We start from the raw sequence: 14768 nt of genomic DNA, 5'->3' as shown, positions 1-14768 counted from the left end.
AAAGGCGGGGCGGACTGACGAAAAGGTCAGTTGCCCTGCGCCAGAGCTGGTCCACTTTGCTGCGCGAGGTCAACGCTGGCAACGACCGACATGCCGGGGACGAGGCTATCGGTAAGTGGTTGGTTCGGCTCTATTGCGATCCGGACGGGAATACGCTGGGCGACCTTGGTGAAATTGCCGGTCGCGTTATCGGACTTGATGACGGAGAATTCGGAGCCGGTCGCCGGCGCAAAGCGCTCGATACGGCCCTTGAGACTCTGGTGTCCGAGAGCATCAACCGTGAAGGTGACCAGCTGGCCGGGCTTCATTCCTTCGAGTTGGTTTTCCTTGTAGTTGGCGACGACCCAGACATGATTGGGCACAAGTGATGCGATCTGTGTGCCGATCGAGACGTACTGGCCGAGGCGGCCCGTCACTTCACCGAGCTCGCCGTCCTGCGGAGCGGTGATGCGGGTGTTCTGCAGGTCGATGTCGGCGAGCGCGACGGAAGCCTTGGCCCCCTCGACAGTTGCTTCCAGTGTGCGGCGGTTGACGACGATCGTATTGAGGTCCTGTTCGGCGACGAGGACGGCCGCGTCTGCCTGGTGAACCGCTGCCTGGGCCTGATCATAGGTTGCCTGGGCTTTTTCGAAATCGCTCTGGGTCGAGACATTGCTTTTCAGCAGCGACTGGGTGCGGTTATAGGCGGTCTTGGCCGCATCGAAGGCGGCGTTGGCGCTTTCGACGGCTGCCTTGGCCGAAACGATCTTGGCGTCAGCCGACTTGCGGCTCTGCTCGGAATTGGCAAGCGAAGCCTCGGCCGATGCCAGGGTGGCCTTCGCCTGTTCCAGCTTCTGCGTATAGATTCGGTCGTCTATCCGGGCAATCAGATCGCCTTTTTTGACCTTCTGGTAGTCCTGAACAGGTACTTCCACGACATAGCCGGCGAGCTGCGGGCTGAGCAGGGTAACCTGGCCACGCACATAGGCATCATTGGTGGTCTCGATAGAGCCCTTGAACGGCGGCAGGTTCCAGACATAGAGCACGATGAGGACACCGGCGATGCCGACGGCAGCCGCGAGATAGGTGGCGAGAGAGCGAAATACGGATTTCATGGTCTTTGACTTGTGTTTTGGGCCAGGTTGCGAGCGTCAGGCAGTTTGCGGGGTGTCTGCTCTGTGCAGGAACCGGTGGCGGTTATTCCATAGGATGTGAAACAGCAGCATGCCGATGGCCACTGCCGCGAGAACGAATGTCGCGAAGAAGGCGTCGTTATAGGCAAGCACATAGGCTTGCTGCTGGACCTGCTTGGCGAAGGTGCTGGTGCCCTGGATCGTGTGCTGCATAGCATCCGAGCCGGTGCGGCTATAGGCGGAGACGTACTGGTTGATGCGCTGCACGACGAGCGGATCAGTGGGCAGGAGGCGCGAGGTCAGGATGGCGGAATGATATTGCTCCCGCCAGGTGACGAAGCTGCCGAACAAGGCGCTACCGATGAAGGCGCCGACTTTCTGGGTGAAGAGAAATACGGCGATGAAGCTGATGATGTAGGTCAGGCCCTTCTTCAGCGCGGCGGCAAAACCGACGGCCATGGCTGGCGGCAGGAAGAGGCCCGAGCCGAAGGCGATCAGCGACTGACTGAGCAGCATCTGATCAGGACGGGTCAGGACCGTCGACTGGCTGTCCATGAAGGTGCCGGCGGCAATCAGGATCAATGCGAGCAGATGGATGGCGGCCTCACGACCGGGCTTCATGAAGACTGCGCACAGCAGGCCTGAGGCGACGCTCGCAATCAGCACCGCCCAGTAGAGGTGAGCCATCTGCTCGTTGAACAGGCCGAGTTGGCGGAAGAAATTAATCGCGCCAGTCGACTGTTCGGTCAGCAGCATGCGGAAAACAAGCAGCACGCCGGCGAAGTGGACGATCTCCCACGAGCCTATCCAGCGCACGTCGATCAGGTTGTTCTTGCGGTTGAGCTCCAGCATGATGCAGAGCGTGCCGCTGACGATGCCGGTGATGAGCACCCAGGCGAGCCAATTGGCTTCCAGCCACCAATAGAGGCGGCCCATGGTGAAGAAGACCGCAAGACAGCCCATCGATGTGGCGAGCAGGCCGTAGCTCACATAGTCCATCGACGAGATGACCTTTGCGCGGGGCGGCGATGTCAGCGGCAGAATATATATGAGGCCAAAGACGATCAGCGCCAGGGCGAGCTCGACGAGATAGAGGCCGCGCAGGTCGTGAATATCGAGAAGCGACGGCGAAATGAGGCCGGCGATCGGCGTCGACAGCGACAGGCCGATCAGGGCGAGGCAAAGGCCGATATTGAGCTTCTTCTCCGGCGGAAAGATTTCCAGCATGTAGAGGAAGGCCATCGAGGAGATCGGCGCTGCCGCCGCACCGGCGAAGAAACGAAGTGCGATGCTCAGGCCGAGATCATTGACCCACAGATGCGCGAGGCTGACGATCACGTAAGGGATGATCGCCAACTCGCAGAACTGGCGGATGCCGTATTGGGTGCGGACCTTGAACAGGAACAGGCCGAGGCTGGCGTTCGGGAAGAGATAGGCTGCCATCAGCCATGCAGCTTCGTTCTGGGTCGCTTCAAGCGGTCCGGCGATCTGCTGCAGGTTGGTCGAGATCATCGCCGTGCCAAGCCCCTGCATGACGGCGGCCGTGAGCGAGGTAAGGGCATAAAGAAGTGCGATCGGTAACGGTTTCGGCACGAAAGGCGGTGGGCTTGCGGGAGCCGGGGCCGGCGGTAGCGCCTGCACGTCGGTTGCCGCAGTTTCCAGCTGTTCTGTCTGTAGATCTTCGTTCCTGGCCGTTGCCTCACGCGTGGACATCATCGATCTCCACATTCGAGACGTTTTCGGAGATGGTCTCCATCAGTGCGATGGCTTGCTTCAACTCGGCCTCGTCAATGCCTTCAAAGAACTGGTGACGGATCTGGTCAGCCAGCGCACGCACGAAGGCAGCCTGTTCTTCTCCGTGTTCGGTCAGTGCGATGAGTTTGACGCGCCGGTCGTTCGCATCGGGGCGACGTTCGATCAGCCCGTTCTCTTCCATCCGGTCAAGCAGGCGCACAAGCGTTGCCTGTTCCAGCTCCAGATCGCAGGCGAGCTCCGTCTGGGTCATGTTCTGCTTTTTCGCCAGACGGAAAAGCGCACGCGCACGGGGATAGGTGAGCCCGTGGGCGGTCACCTTCTTGTTGAAAGTCGTGCGGATCTTGCGGCTGACCTTGGTCAGCTCCTCAAGGAATTCCGAGGCTGTTTGATCGATATATGGCATAATGGTTAGCACACTAAGATTGTCTACGACATTAGTTAGCACCCAAAGTATCTCTTTTCAATCCTTGACCATGCGCAAATCAGGCCTCCAGAATTTGCATAGGTCGCAAGAATTTCTGCTTGCTCACGCGTCAGCGAGCTTATCGGGTCAGCGCAAAAGTCCCTGACCACCATCGACATAAACCGGAGTTCCTGTGACATGCCGCGACTGGTCGGAGGCGAGGAAAAGGATGACGGAGGCGACGTCGTCGCTTTGGCCCGCCTTGCCGCCGGTGATGGGAATGTCGCCTGCGGGGAATTCCACCGGAACGGCAGTCTCGTCTTCGCCACGAACTTTTGTGTTGTTATTGATGCTGGTCTCGATAGCGCCCGGACAGACCGCGTTGACGCGAACCCGGTGACGGCCCAGTTCAAGCGCCAGTTGCTGGACGATGGCAACTTGAGCCGCCTTTGTCGCGACATAGGCTGTTGCACCCGGCGTGTTGAAGGTGCGATTGCCATTGATGGACGACACAACAATCACCGAGCCACCCTGCCTCTTCAGATGTGGAATGCTGGCATTGAGCGTCAAATAGGTGCCGCGCAGGTTGACGCGGATTGTCTGGTCCCACTCCTCCGGCTTGAGGTCATCGATCGGCGCCCAGACGCCGTTTATGCCCGCATTCGCCACCACCACATCCAGCCTGCCGGTCTCCGCGACCAGCGTTTCCACGGCGTGGTGCATAGCTACTTCGTCCGCGACATCGGCATTCAGAGAAATGGCTCTGCCGCCTGTAGCCTCGATCAATTCGGCTGTTTCATGAAGTTTGCCGGGCGTGTGGCCCAGAACTCCCACGACCGCTCCGGCCTCCGCCAGCTTGATTGCCGAAGCGCGGCCTATGCCCGAGCCTGCGCCGGTGACCAGGGCGACTTTCGACTGAAGTTCCATCGGCGATCCTTCCGTTTCGGGCAGTGGTTCAACCGCCGCAACGAAAGAGACAGGCCAAAGTTCCGGCTATGCCGGATAGGTATCACCGAGAATGCGAAGGCCCTCGGCAAATTTTCCGCCATCGCCGCCCATCTGGCGCATCTGAGCGAGATTGTCAGTGAGGTCGGCCCGCTTGACCGGGCGGGCCAAAGGGTTTGCGATCGAACGGCGGACGAAGTCGAAATAGTCCTCGCCCTCACGCTTGCTCATCGCATCGACAGCATCGATGACCCTTTGTGAAAAACCTTCTTCGCGTAGCCGCCCGAAAGTCCAGCCGGGGCCCTTTTCGACGACGTCGTGAAGCCATGCGACCAGCGTTTCATCCTCTCCCCTTACATGCTCGGCCACACGCCGCACATGATCGATGAACGGGCCGCCCGTTTTGCTCGACTGTCCTTCATGCGCCTTCGTGGCGATGTCGATCGCTTTTTTCAGTTGTGCTTCGTAGGTCATCGGGATCTCAACCGTGCCATGTTTTCTGCTGGCGAGCAGGCATATCAAAGCAACGTACAAATGGCGATACGGATCAGAGCCGGTCTTCCTCGAACTGTTCGGCGCCATCCAGCGGTGCCAGCCAGTCTTCGCGGCGCTTTACCCATAATTCATAGGTTGGCTGGATGTCGGTCGGAGCCATGTCCAGCGTGCCGACCCGGATTTCGACCTCATCCTCGGCTGGTTCGGAAAAGATGCGGGCGCCGCAGTTCACGCAGAAGCCACGGCCTTCATAATAGTGAACCTCTCCCGATGCCTCGAAGGCATGTGCGGGCCAGATGCCGAACGTGGCAAAGACCGAACCGCTTTCCTTGCGGCAATCCATGCAATGGCAAAGCCCGATGCGAATGGGATCCGACTTAACCTTATAGCGGACCTTTCCGCACAGGCAGCTTCCGGAACGGATGATCATGATGCCTCCTCAATCCTCACAGGCTTGAGATAGCGCCTATGTGTGCTGCGGCCAGAGCCAAAATATTGCCAGCTTGCCATCAGCGGCCATCCTGGTGGCAACTGATCATGGAAAGCGAGTGTGATATGGCAGAACCGCAGCTCTCCGTTCGAAGCGCTGGCTTTGCAGCCCCGATATTCCCGGTCACGGAACAGGCTGCATTGGCCTATGCTGAATTTATGGATGAAGCCGTGCGGAAGGGAGGCTCGATGTCCGTGCAGGATGGGGTGATCGCCGCAATCGCGCTCGTCAATTGCGGAAGATTGGCCGGCCGTAACATCAAGGATTTCCAGCCTTGCGGGCTCGACCTTATCTCGCCCTGGGATTTTTGACCGGAAGCCCCGGATTACCGGATATTCAGCGCCATGCGGATGTCATTCTCGTTTTCCAGCTGCTGAACGACCACACCATACCAGCCGAGGCCGTCGTAATCTTCGTAACCGAGGGTCCTGGCATAGGCGACGATCGAGCCGCTGTTGTCATAGTAGCTGCCGGCGGACTGGCCACCCGGATTGGCAAGTGCGAAATGCGTGAACAGCAGGGCGGGATTGGTCGTTGCGATAACGCGGCTGTTTCCGTCCAGAAGAAGGACGATGGTCTTGTCTGCCACATGCGGCGGAAGGTTTGCTTCTTTCTCGACAATCGACTGGCCCTGGTTTTCCCAGTCGAAGTAGACGCCGAGTGTACCCAAAAGCTCACCGTCGACTTTTCCCCCATCTCGGATGCCTGTGGCATAAACAAGGGCGGTGCGGTTGTCGTGCGGACCGGAGCGCTTCACCTCATCGACGACATAATCGTCCCCCGAGGCACAACGGCGGGCGGCAGCGAACCACGGTTCATCCGACAGCGATGTACCAATCAGCTTTCGCTGGAATTTCGGGTTGGCCGAGGCGATCACCTTGCCGGAGAGGTCGGTCATGACGAGATCGAGATAGACGGTGTAAAAGCGGTTGATGACACCCAGGCGTTCCGCTGCGAATGTGCGGCGCTCGGCGGACGGATCATTGAGGGCCTGCCAGAGCGCCGTATCAGTCGCCCACCAGCGGACATCGGCAGTGCGTTCAAAGAGGTTGCGGACGATCAGTTGTACGAGCGTCTGCGCAAGATCCGTGAGCCTTATGCCCTCCATCTCGTGAACCAGAGAATCGGCCATGCTGCGGGTCAGTCCAATGCGGCCGAGCACATTGCTTTCGAATTTGGAGGCAATGTCGGAGGCGATCTGCGCCAGCCTCTGGACCTCATTGGCGACGACGGCAAATCCCTTGCCCATCTCGCCGGCACGCGCAGCTTCGATCAGTGCATTGATCGCAAGGAGCTTGATCTGCTTGACGACATGAGTGTTGTCGGCGCTGAAACGCTCGAGATCATTGCCAATGCCGTCAGTTATGACCTGCATTGAACGGGGCGTTGCTGCATGCTGCTGCTTTTCTGCCTGTGCCGGTATCATCTTGCAGATCCTGAACTGAAAAGTGGAGATGTGACAATGTGTCTATATTTTGCACGCCATGGTTTTTGCTTGGTTAATGCTCAGCTTATTTGCTGATAATAAATGTCGTGATTTCCCGTAGCCTCTACAAACATGGCCGGATCTAAGTCGGACTGCTGCCCGGCAAAGAATTGCGCAGCGGATATTCTGCTTGCGCTCTGGCGCGTTCTGGCCATCGGGAACTTGTACTGAAAGTGAACGTTAGGCCTGCATCTTTTGATGGAGGTTGTCATGCATGCGCAGTTCCTCGCAATTCTGACAGCAACATTGGTCCTTCCACTGGGAATGGCCGGTTCGGCAACGGCCGCCGAAGGAGAGTTTTTGAAATCCATCGATGGAAAGTGGTCAGGCAAGGGAACGGTTCTGACCCGGATCGGCGGAAGATCCCTCAATGTGAGCTGTAATGTAAATTTTTCGGTAGGCGCTGACGATCTTGCGATGCAGGGTTCCTGTCGCGCGCTTGCTGTCGTCAGCCGATCCATCTCCGCAGCGCTGAAGGCCTCCGGGACGCGTTATAGCGGAACCTACACAGGGCCTTCGGGCCAGCCATCTTCGCTTTCGGGAACCCGGCAGGGTGATTCCATAAATCTGGCCGTGCGCTGGGCGAGAAATATCAACGGCGACCGTAAGGCGACGATGACAATCGCCAAACTTGGCGAAAACCGACTGCGGTTGCAGACCATCGATAACGACCCGGCAAGTGGTAAGTCTGTGGTGACCAGCAGAATCGATCTGAGCCAGTGAGCCGCGTCTAACGCTTTTCATTCCTTCGCTAGTCTCTGCGCGATATGCGAACATTCCGGGCGGTTAGCGTGCTGTCCGAATGATATCGACTGTCTTGATCTCAAACCGTCTCCCAGCGTCAACTTGCCTCACGGCTGCGGCGGCTTGCGCACTTTCGATCAAATCCAACTGATATATAAGTATACACATCTTGCATGAGATGAGTTTTCTCATCGACCTGGACCGCTTTTAGGGGAGGCGTTTTTGGCGGGTGCAAGGCTTTGGGTTTGTGCCCGCCTTTGCGGGCAGCGTGGGGAGACGCGCCGAAAATGTTTCAACAGGTTTATGATCCGGTCGCTCAGTCGCTCGGGCTGAGTTCCATATTTGCGGCTTTGCCGCTTCTGACGATGTTCATCATGCTCGGAGGGTTCAGGCTTTCGCCGCAGCTTTCCGGTCTATGTTCGCTTATCGTCGCGATGGGCGTTGCCATCATCATCTACGGCATGCCGGTGTCGGTGGCCGCCAATTCCGCCCTGTACGGGGCGGCATTCAGTATTCTTCCGATTATCCTGATCATCATCAACGCCATCTGGATCCACAACATGATGGTGAAGTCGGGATATTTCGACATCCTGCGGCGCAGTTTCGGGGTGATCAGCACCGACCTGCGTGTGCAATCGATCATCATCGCATTCTGCTTCGGTGGCCTGCTCGAGGCGCTTGCCGGTGCCGGTACGCCGATCGCGATTGCCGGCGTGATGATGGTGGCAATCGGCATGGATCCGCTGAAAGCCGCACTCTGCGCGCTCGTTGCCGACACCGCGCCGGTTGCCTTCGGGGCACTCGGCGTGCCGATCACCACATTGGCTGCCGTATCCGGCCTGCCTTATGACGAACTCGGCGCAATCATCGGCCGCCAGACGCCGATCCTTGCAATGTTCATTCCGCTGATCCTCGTCTGGATCGTCGACGGCGGCAGAGGTCTTCGCCAGACATGGTTGCCTGCACTGGTCGCCGGTTTTGCCTATGCCGTCACGCAGTTCGTCAGCTCGTCCTGGATTTCCGTGCCGCTGACCGACGTTCTGGGAGCGCTTGCCGGGGCCGCGGCACTCGTCGCCTTCCTGCAGGTCTGGAAGCCGAAGGAAACCATCGAATGCGCCATCGTCAGTGAAGGGGAGAATTCGAAAATCCCGTTCAGCAGCCGCAGCGTGTCGATCGCTTTCCTGCCCTATGTCGCGATCATCGTGATCTTCACGCTTTCGCAGATCGGGCCGATCGCTCAGGCGCTGTCTGCCGGTGTCAGCAAGTTTGCCTGGCCCGGGCTTGCCATAACCAGCCCCGCAGGGGGGGCGATCGGCACGTCGCTGTCGCTACCCTGGCTGCCTGGCACTGCCACGCTTCTCGGCATTGCCGGCATCTTCTCGATGCCTTTTCTAAAGGTGTCCGCCGGTGCCGCTGTCGAGACCTATGGTGCGACGCTCAAGCAGCTGAAATGGGCCATTCCGACGGTTCTGTGCGTACTTGCCGTCGCATTCGTCATGAACTTCTCCGGACAGACCATCACGCTCGGGCGCTGGCTCGCCACGACCGGACATGCGTTTGCATTCCTGTCGCCGGCCATCGGCTGGATCGGCGTGGCGATCACCGGATCCGACAATTCAGCCAACGCGCTCTTCGGTGCTCTGCAGGTCGCGGCGGCTCATGAAACCGGCCTGTCACCGTCGCTTCTGGCTGCAGCCAATAGCTCCGGTGGCGTGCTCGGCAAGATGATCTCACCGCAAAGCCTGACAATTGGCGCTGCTGCGGTCGGCATCATCGGACGCGAAGGGGACATCTTCCGCAAGACGCTTCCCTGGAGCATCGCACTGACGCTCGTCCTTTGCGCGATCGTCTTCCTTCAAACGACGCCTGTGCTTTCGTGGATGCTTCCATAAAGCCTCGAACATGACTGAAAATAGGAGAACCAGCTATGGTCTACAAAGCAACCAACAAATCGAAATACTGCTACACGATCGAGGATATTCCGCTGGTGCCGCTGACAGAACAATCCAGCACGCGCTTCGTCGCTGCAGGCCCCGCCCTGCTCAGCTTCATCACCAATCCTCCCGGATGCGTATTCCCGATGCACAGCCATGAAGCCGTGCAGATCCTGGTCATTCTCGAAGGTACGGAAGAACATACCTGCGGCGATGAAACCTTCCTGATGGAAGCCGGCGATGTCTGCGTCCATCCGTCGAACGTGCCGCATGGCGGCCGCACGACGACCGGTTTCCGCGGTATCGACATCTTCGTGCCGCCGCGTGAAGACTACCTGCAGCTGATGGCCAAGCACGGCCTTCCAATTGAGGGCCCTAAGTGATATATTAAAATCCAATAGGCTGTCTTTGCGACCCCTAAGCGCTTTGATGGCTTGATCGGAGGAGCGGAAACGGGCGGGGCTGATCACCTCTCCAACTCCGCTCCTTTGCCTTGTCGGAAAAGCGGAATTACCGGCGGCCTATTGGTTTTTGAAGCATGTATAAAAGATATTGGAGTGACGATGATGACGGGTTCAAATTGGGATTTCAGATTGCCGACTGCGGTCCATTTCGGTTGGGATCGATTGTCGACCCTACCCGATATGATTTCGAATTTGGGTGGCCGTCATGTATTTGCGATGATTGGACGCAGTTTCCTCAATCGCGTCGGCGAGGCGGGGTTGAAGCAACTGGTCGGCTCGGCCGACCTGACGATCTTCACCGACATCGAGGAAAATCCGTCGATCGGGACGGTCGATACGGCGGCGGCCCGTTGCCGGGAGAGTGGTGCCGATATCATCGTTGCGATCGGTGGTGGCAGTGTGCTGGATGCGGCCAAATGTGTCGCACTTCTGCAGAAGAATGAAGGCTCCATCCGGGAATATCTCTATCGCGAAAGGAAGCCGGCTGGACGCGGGCTGCCGCTGATCGCCGTGCCGACGACGGCCGGTACCGGCAGCGAGGTTACGCCTTTTGCCGTCGTCACCGACAGGGAAAAGAATGCCAAGCCAGCGATTGCCTATCCCGAGGCCTTCCCGGACCATGCGATCGTCGATCCCGCACTGACGCTCAGCATGCCGACGGCGGTTGCGGTTTCCACCTCGCTCGATGCGATGACCCAGGCGCTTGAAGGTTTCTGGTCGACGCGCGCAAACGACATGACGCGGGCGATGGCGTTTCGCGCCATCGTGCTGATCTTCCGCAATATCGAGGCTGCCTGCCTCGACAAGGATCGTGACGCGATCGAAAAGGTAACGCTCGGCAGCGTGATCGGCGGCACGCAGATGGCGATGATCGGCAATACGGCGCTGCATCCGCTTTCCTATCCGCTGACGCTGGACTACGACCTGCGCCACGGACTGGCCTGCGCGATTTATGTGCCGGCCTTCCTGCGCTTCAACAAGGCGGAGCTCGGTCCCTGGTTCGATGACCTTCTGACGGTTCTGGGGTTCGGCACGGTCGAGGAATTCGCTTTGGCTTTCGAAGCCAAGATGGAAAAGCTCGGAGCGCCGACGCGTCTTTCGACCTTGGGTGTTACCCGCGAGGCTATCCCCGATATCGTCAGGAATGGCGTTGGTCGGTCGACGGATTTCAATCCGCGCAAGCTGACCCCGGAAACCATGGTCGAAATCCTCGAAACCATGCTGTGATCTGAACACGCTGCACCTTTGACAAGCCGATCGCTGCCGGGCCATGCTCGGCAGCAAAGAGGGGCGGATTCGCGCGTGCGATCCCGAATACCAAGAACAAGCCGTGAGAAGGTTGATATGGAGGATAATAATCCCCCGCAGGAGCAGCGAAAAAGCCTGGCGAGCATACGCGACGAACTGGACCTGCGCAGTGCCAGTACCTCGGCGCTGATCTATCAGGTCCTTTGGAACGACATCGTTTCACTGCGTCGTTATCCGGGCGATCCTATTTTGGAAAAGGAGATCGCCGCGCAGTTTGGCGTCAGCCGCACACCGGTGCGCGAGGCAATCCTGCGGCTGTCGAACGAAAAGCTGATCGAGATCCTGCCGCAATCTGGAACTTTTGTCGCGCGTATCGCGCTCGATACGCTGCCGGAGGCGATCGTTGTCAGAAAGGCGCTGGAGGATGTGACGGTCAGGGCGGCGGCGTTGAAAGCCAGCCGGACGCAGATCGCGACGCTGCGCGCCAATCTCGAATTGCAGAAGGTGCAGGCGGCAGAGGCGGATTACGAAGGGTTCCGCCGGACCGACGACACGTTCCATACGCTGATTGCGGAAGCCGCGGGTTATCCGGGCATATGGGACATCATCAAGTCGGTGAAGATCAAGGTGGATCGTTACTGCCACCTGAGCCTGCCGAAACCGGGCCGGATCGCGCGGCTGATCAAGGAGCATACGGCGATCTTCAACGCCATACGCGACCATGACCCCGACCGCGCGGCCGAGGCCATCCATGCTCATCTGGACGCCATCATGACGGGTGTCGAGATGCCGGAAAACCTTGCGGTCTTTACCGTGACGCGGTGAGGTGAAACGGCGCTTCCGCGCCGGGATGTCACCTTACGGGATGTGGCGCAACCACTCTTCGCTGCTGAATTTCTCTGCAGCGAGCTTTTCAGCTGCCGCATATTCCTCGTCGGAAATGGTGCCCGGCGTGCCGCCGTTCAGCGAGATGAAGGTTTCCTTCATGCGGCGGATGATCTCCGCGCGGGGAAGGCCGGTCTGGCTGCGCAGCGGATCGACGCGCTTCACGGCGCTCGTCGTACCCTTGTCGCTGAGTTTTTCGCGACCGATGCGCAGGACCTTGACCATCTTTTCGGCGTCCATGTCATAGGCCATGGTGACGTGGTGAAGGACGGCACCGGAGGAGAAACGCTTCTGCGCCGCACCGCCGATCTTGCCCTTGGAACTGGAGATGTCGTTGAGCGGCTTGTAGAAGGCGTCGATGCCGAGCGAGATCAGCGCCTTCAGCACCCAGTCGTCGAGGAAGGCGTAGGAATCGGCAAAGCTCATGTCGCGCACCAGTTCGCCCGGTACGTAAAGCGAATAGGTCACGCTGTTTCCGGGTTCGACGAGCATGGCGCCGCCACCGGTGATGCGGCGGACTGTCTCGATGCCGAATTCCGCGGCGGCTTCCATATCCACTTCGTTGCGGAGCGACTGAAAGCCGCCGAGAATGATGGCCGGACGCTCCCATTCCCAGAAACGCAGGCAAGGGCCACGACGGCCGGACGCGACTTCCTTGGCCAGAACCTCATCCATGGCGACATGCAGGGCCGGGGTCAGCGCCGGGGTCTCGATGATCTGCCACTCGTAATCGCGCCATGTGCCGGTGACGCCGAGTGCGCGGCGGACGGCGATGGCGACAGCTTCCGGGCTGAAGCCAATCATTTCCGCGCCGGGGCGCAGGCCTGTGCGCACTGCGGCGATGATGTCTTCCACCGCGGAGGAGGCGGTCAGGCCTTCGAGAGAGGCGCGGATGTCCTCGAGTGCTTCTGCCGGTTCGAGAAAGAAGTCGCCCGAGACTTGGACATTGGCGAGAATGCCGTCACGGACATCGAGATCGACGACAACCAGCTTTCCGCCTTGAACCTTGTATTCACCGTGCATCTTTTAGCTTCCCAACCTGAATAACTGCTTTTTGCTGCGCGCTTTTAAGGGAACGAGACGAGGTCGCCGTAAAGCGAGCGGAGCTTTGCCTTTACAGCGTCAGAACCGCGGTAGATGTCAATGAATTTGCGCAGGCGCGGATCGTCGCGCATGTCCGGCCGGGTGACGAACTGGAAGGCGTAGATCGGGTCGTTCTCGAAGATCAGGCCAGAGGCTGGATCGAGGCCTGCAAGCTTGGCGAAGGTCGGATAGGTGGCGGCGGCGTCGACATCATCGAGCGCACGGGCGATCTGCGGGCCATCGAGCTGAGTGATCTGCAGCGGCTTCACCCACTTGACGACGTCTTCGAGCGTGGCGCGATGGCCGGTACCGGGTTTCAGCTCGACGAACTTCGCCTGCTGGAGGAGAAGCAACGAACGGCCGGTGTTGACTGCGTCGCCGGAGAAGGCGATCTGCGCGTTGTCGGGAAGGTCTTCCAGTGACTTGTATTTTTTCGAATAGAGGCCGAACGGGGTGGCGTAGGCAGGGGCGACGGCGACGAGATCGCGGCCGCCGGCCTGATTGGTGAATTCGAGATAGGGGATGTGCTGGAAGAGGTTGGCATCCATTTCCCGGTCTGCCACCGCCATGTTCGGCGTGTTCCAGTCGTTGAACTCGACGAGTTCGACGTTGAGGCCCTGAGCCTTCGCCTCTTCGGCAGCCACTTCCGCCGCCTGATTGGAAATGCTGGTGGCAAGCGCGATGCGCAGCGGTTTTTCGTCCTGCGCCATGCTGACAGAGGCGGTGAAGGAGGATGCGATCAGGGTTGCGACGGTAAGGATATGCCGGAGAGAGACCATGGATGTGCTCGCGAATTGGATAGGCGCGGCGACACTGTCACTGTACCGCATTCTGGCGGTGCTTTACCCCTGTTTGGCGATGCAATCCATGGGGGAATTAAAAATATACTTATTGAGTCAAGTTTGGCCCGTGGTGAATGGCTACCGGCGCTGCCGCCGATAGCCGGAAGATGAAGGATCAGAGGCCCATGGCCTTGAGTTCCTGCAGCGGCGGGATGGTGTCGAACATGTGCTGGTCGAGGCGATCCCAGATGATGCCGCAGGTCGGCTTGTGCGGGCCCGAGACATTGATCGCGCGGGTCGGCGTGAAGATCACGTCGACGACGGTGTCATAGACATCGGGGTTGAGCTTTTCCGACAGAACCTGGCAATCGTGGACAACGGCGGCGCAGGGGGTTTCGACGGAAATCTTGCCGAGCTGGTAGAGCATGCCCCATTCTGCATCGAAGAAACCGTGACCCTTGCCGAAACGCACGCCATCCAGATTGATCGCGCCGGTGCCGGTGACCATGTAATCGACATTCGGCAGCTTCGTCTGGATATCGGCAAGCGTCATATGCTGGCCGACGCGTTCCATGCCGTCGAGGGTCGAGGCGTAGAGATAGAGGTCCGGAGCGATCTTCTTCGGATCGAGCAGCCAGAAGCCGCGCTTGATCGAATAGGTAGTCATCAGCACCAGCTTGCCGTCCTTCAGCGCCTGAAAGCGCAGGCGATCGAGGCAATTGTCGGGCGTGATGAAAATCAGGCGGGCGTCGCGGTAATAGGGATTGTCGAGCAGGTGGTTGACGGCAGCTTCGCCGCCCTCGAAATCGGCGATGAATTCGCCGAAATCGAAATGGAAGCGGCTGTCGGCGACGGCGACCTTGCGCAGTTCGGTCCAGACGCGCTCGCGTACGGAAGATTTGTGATCTGCGATTTCTGCGTGAGTGGACATTGGGGGCTCCT

16 protein-coding genes are annotated in these 14768 nt (G+C 59.1%); 6 read left to right on the top strand and 10 right to left on the bottom strand.

Going from position 1 to position 14768, the window contains the following annotated elements; all coding sequences use genetic code 11:
• Positions 1–26: 26 nt before the first annotated feature.
• The 6 genes from HNQ72_RS23810 to HNQ72_RS23785 form a co-directional block, all read right to left on the bottom strand.
• Positions 27–1094, bottom strand: coding sequence for an HlyD family secretion protein (locus HNQ72_RS23810; protein WP_183995970.1), 1068 nt, complete (start codon positions 1092–1094; stop codon positions 27–29).
• Positions 1095–1130: 36 nt separating this feature from the next.
• Positions 1131–2825, bottom strand: coding sequence for an MFS transporter (locus HNQ72_RS23805; protein ID WP_183995968.1), 1695 nt, complete (start codon positions 2823–2825; stop codon positions 1131–1133).
• Positions 2812–3270 (bottom strand): MarR family winged helix-turn-helix transcriptional regulator, encoded by a 459-nt coding sequence (locus tag HNQ72_RS23800; protein WP_148145128.1) that lies wholly within the window; start codon positions 3268–3270, stop codon positions 2812–2814. The genes HNQ72_RS23805 and HNQ72_RS23800 overlap by 14 nt, the downstream gene beginning before the upstream one ends.
• A gap of 147 nt (positions 3271–3417) precedes the next feature.
• The gene (locus HNQ72_RS23795; RefSeq protein WP_183995966.1) at positions 3418–4197 is read right to left on the bottom strand and encodes an SDR family oxidoreductase; all 780 of its coding nucleotides are present in this window, start codon (positions 4195–4197) and stop codon (positions 3418–3420) included.
• Between the two features lie 66 nt (positions 4198–4263).
• Positions 4264–4689, bottom strand: coding sequence for a metal-dependent phosphohydrolase (locus HNQ72_RS23790; protein WP_183995964.1), 426 nt, complete (start codon positions 4687–4689; stop codon positions 4264–4266).
• A 73-nt stretch (positions 4690–4762) separates the two neighbouring features.
• The gene (locus tag HNQ72_RS23785; RefSeq protein WP_183995962.1) at positions 4763–5140 is read right to left on the bottom strand and encodes a GFA family protein; all 378 of its coding nucleotides are present in this window, start codon (positions 5138–5140) and stop codon (positions 4763–4765) included.
• A gap of 125 nt (positions 5141–5265) precedes the next feature.
• Between HNQ72_RS23785 and HNQ72_RS23780 the strand changes: the two genes are divergently transcribed.
• Positions 5266–5511, top strand: a complete 246-nt coding sequence (locus tag HNQ72_RS23780; protein ID WP_183995960.1) for a PIN domain-containing protein — start codon at positions 5266–5268, stop codon at positions 5509–5511.
• A 14-nt stretch (positions 5512–5525) separates the two neighbouring features.
• Here HNQ72_RS23780 and HNQ72_RS30990 read toward each other — a convergent pair whose 3' ends face one another.
• Positions 5526–6626: a methyl-accepting chemotaxis protein gene (locus HNQ72_RS30990; RefSeq protein WP_183995959.1), complete on the bottom strand. Its 1101-nt coding sequence runs from the start codon at positions 6624–6626 to the stop codon at positions 5526–5528.
• A 270-nt stretch (positions 6627–6896) separates the two neighbouring features.
• Between HNQ72_RS30990 and HNQ72_RS23770 the strand changes: the two genes are divergently transcribed.
• From HNQ72_RS23770 to HNQ72_RS23750, 5 genes are all read left to right on the top strand, one after another.
• Complete coding sequence (locus tag HNQ72_RS23770) at positions 6897–7409, top strand: hypothetical protein (protein ID WP_183995957.1); 513 nt, start codon at positions 6897–6899, stop codon at positions 7407–7409.
• A gap of 308 nt (positions 7410–7717) precedes the next feature.
• Positions 7718–9322 carry an L-lactate permease gene (locus HNQ72_RS23765; RefSeq protein ID WP_183995956.1) on the top strand — a complete coding sequence of 535 codons (1605 nt, stop codon included), beginning with the start codon at positions 7718–7720 and terminating at the stop codon, positions 9320–9322.
• 35 nt (positions 9323–9357) lie between these two features.
• A complete protein-coding gene (locus tag HNQ72_RS23760) occupies positions 9358–9747 on the top strand; it encodes a cupin domain-containing protein (RefSeq protein WP_112458259.1) in 390 nt (129 codons plus the stop codon).
• Positions 9748–9930: 183 nt separating this feature from the next.
• Positions 9931–11055, top strand: coding sequence for an iron-containing alcohol dehydrogenase (locus HNQ72_RS23755; protein ID WP_183995954.1), 1125 nt, complete (start codon positions 9931–9933; stop codon positions 11053–11055).
• A 117-nt stretch (positions 11056–11172) separates the two neighbouring features.
• Entirely contained in the window at positions 11173–11901 is a 729-nt protein-coding gene (locus HNQ72_RS23750) for a GntR family transcriptional regulator (RefSeq protein ID WP_183995952.1), read from the top strand.
• Positions 11902–11934: 33 nt separating this feature from the next.
• On the opposite strand, the gene HNQ72_RS23745 is transcribed toward HNQ72_RS23750, so the two are convergent.
• From HNQ72_RS23745 to HNQ72_RS23735, 3 genes are all read right to left on the bottom strand, one after another.
• A complete protein-coding gene (locus tag HNQ72_RS23745; protein WP_183995950.1) occupies positions 11935–12984 on the bottom strand; it encodes a lipoate-protein ligase LplAB in 1050 nt (349 codons plus the stop codon).
• A 44-nt stretch (positions 12985–13028) separates the two neighbouring features.
• Positions 13029–13823 (bottom strand): MetQ/NlpA family ABC transporter substrate-binding protein, encoded by a 795-nt coding sequence (locus HNQ72_RS23740; RefSeq protein ID WP_183995948.1) that lies wholly within the window; start codon positions 13821–13823, stop codon positions 13029–13031.
• A 178-nt stretch (positions 13824–14001) separates the two neighbouring features.
• Positions 14002–14757 carry a 5-formyltetrahydrofolate cyclo-ligase gene (locus HNQ72_RS23735; protein ID WP_183995946.1) on the bottom strand — a complete coding sequence of 252 codons (756 nt, stop codon included), beginning with the start codon at positions 14755–14757 and terminating at the stop codon, positions 14002–14004.
• Between the last annotated feature and the right edge of the window lie 11 nt (positions 14758–14768).

The organism is Aliirhizobium wenxiniae, from assembly GCF_014201355.1.
Classification (GTDB): Bacteria; Pseudomonadota; Alphaproteobacteria; order Rhizobiales; family Rhizobiaceae; genus Neorhizobium; species Neorhizobium wenxiniae.
This window is presented reverse-complemented; position numbering and strand designations above follow the sequence as displayed.

Coding starts and splice junctions, on each gene's coding strand:
- HNQ72_RS23750 (WP_183995952.1), top strand. CDS start 11,173: ATGGAGGATAATAATCCCCCGCAGGAGCAGCGAAAAAGCCTGGCGAGC.
- HNQ72_RS23740 (WP_183995948.1), bottom strand. CDS start 13,823: ATGGTCTCTCTCCGGCATATCCTTACCGTCGCAACCCTGATCGCATCC.
- HNQ72_RS23755 (WP_183995954.1), top strand. CDS start 9,931: ATGACGGGTTCAAATTGGGATTTCAGATTGCCGACTGCGGTCCATTTC.
- HNQ72_RS23810 (WP_183995970.1), bottom strand. CDS start 1,094: ATGAAATCCGTATTTCGCTCTCTCGCCACCTATCTCGCGGCTGCCGTC.
- HNQ72_RS23805 (WP_183995968.1), bottom strand. CDS start 2,825: ATGTCCACGCGTGAGGCAACGGCCAGGAACGAAGATCTACAGACAGAA.
- HNQ72_RS23745 (WP_183995950.1), bottom strand. CDS start 12,984: ATGCACGGTGAATACAAGGTTCAAGGCGGAAAGCTGGTTGTCGTCGAT.
- HNQ72_RS23780 (WP_183995960.1), top strand. CDS start 5,266: ATGGCAGAACCGCAGCTCTCCGTTCGAAGCGCTGGCTTTGCAGCCCCG.
- HNQ72_RS23735 (WP_183995946.1), bottom strand. CDS start 14,757: ATGTCCACTCACGCAGAAATCGCAGATCACAAATCTTCCGTACGCGAG.
- HNQ72_RS23800 (WP_148145128.1), bottom strand. CDS start 3,270: ATGCCATATATCGATCAAACAGCCTCGGAATTCCTTGAGGAGCTGACC.
- HNQ72_RS23760 (WP_112458259.1), top strand. CDS start 9,358: ATGGTCTACAAAGCAACCAACAAATCGAAATACTGCTACACGATCGAG.
- HNQ72_RS23795 (WP_183995966.1), bottom strand. CDS start 4,197: ATGGAACTTCAGTCGAAAGTCGCCCTGGTCACCGGCGCAGGCTCGGGC.
- HNQ72_RS30990 (WP_183995959.1), bottom strand. CDS start 6,626: ATGATACCGGCACAGGCAGAAAAGCAGCAGCATGCAGCAACGCCCCGT.
- HNQ72_RS23790 (WP_183995964.1), bottom strand. CDS start 4,689: ATGACCTACGAAGCACAACTGAAAAAAGCGATCGACATCGCCACGAAG.
- HNQ72_RS23770 (WP_183995957.1), top strand. CDS start 6,897: ATGCATGCGCAGTTCCTCGCAATTCTGACAGCAACATTGGTCCTTCCA.
- HNQ72_RS23765 (WP_183995956.1), top strand. CDS start 7,718: ATGTTTCAACAGGTTTATGATCCGGTCGCTCAGTCGCTCGGGCTGAGT.
- HNQ72_RS23785 (WP_183995962.1), bottom strand. CDS start 5,140: ATGATCATCCGTTCCGGAAGCTGCCTGTGCGGAAAGGTCCGCTATAAG.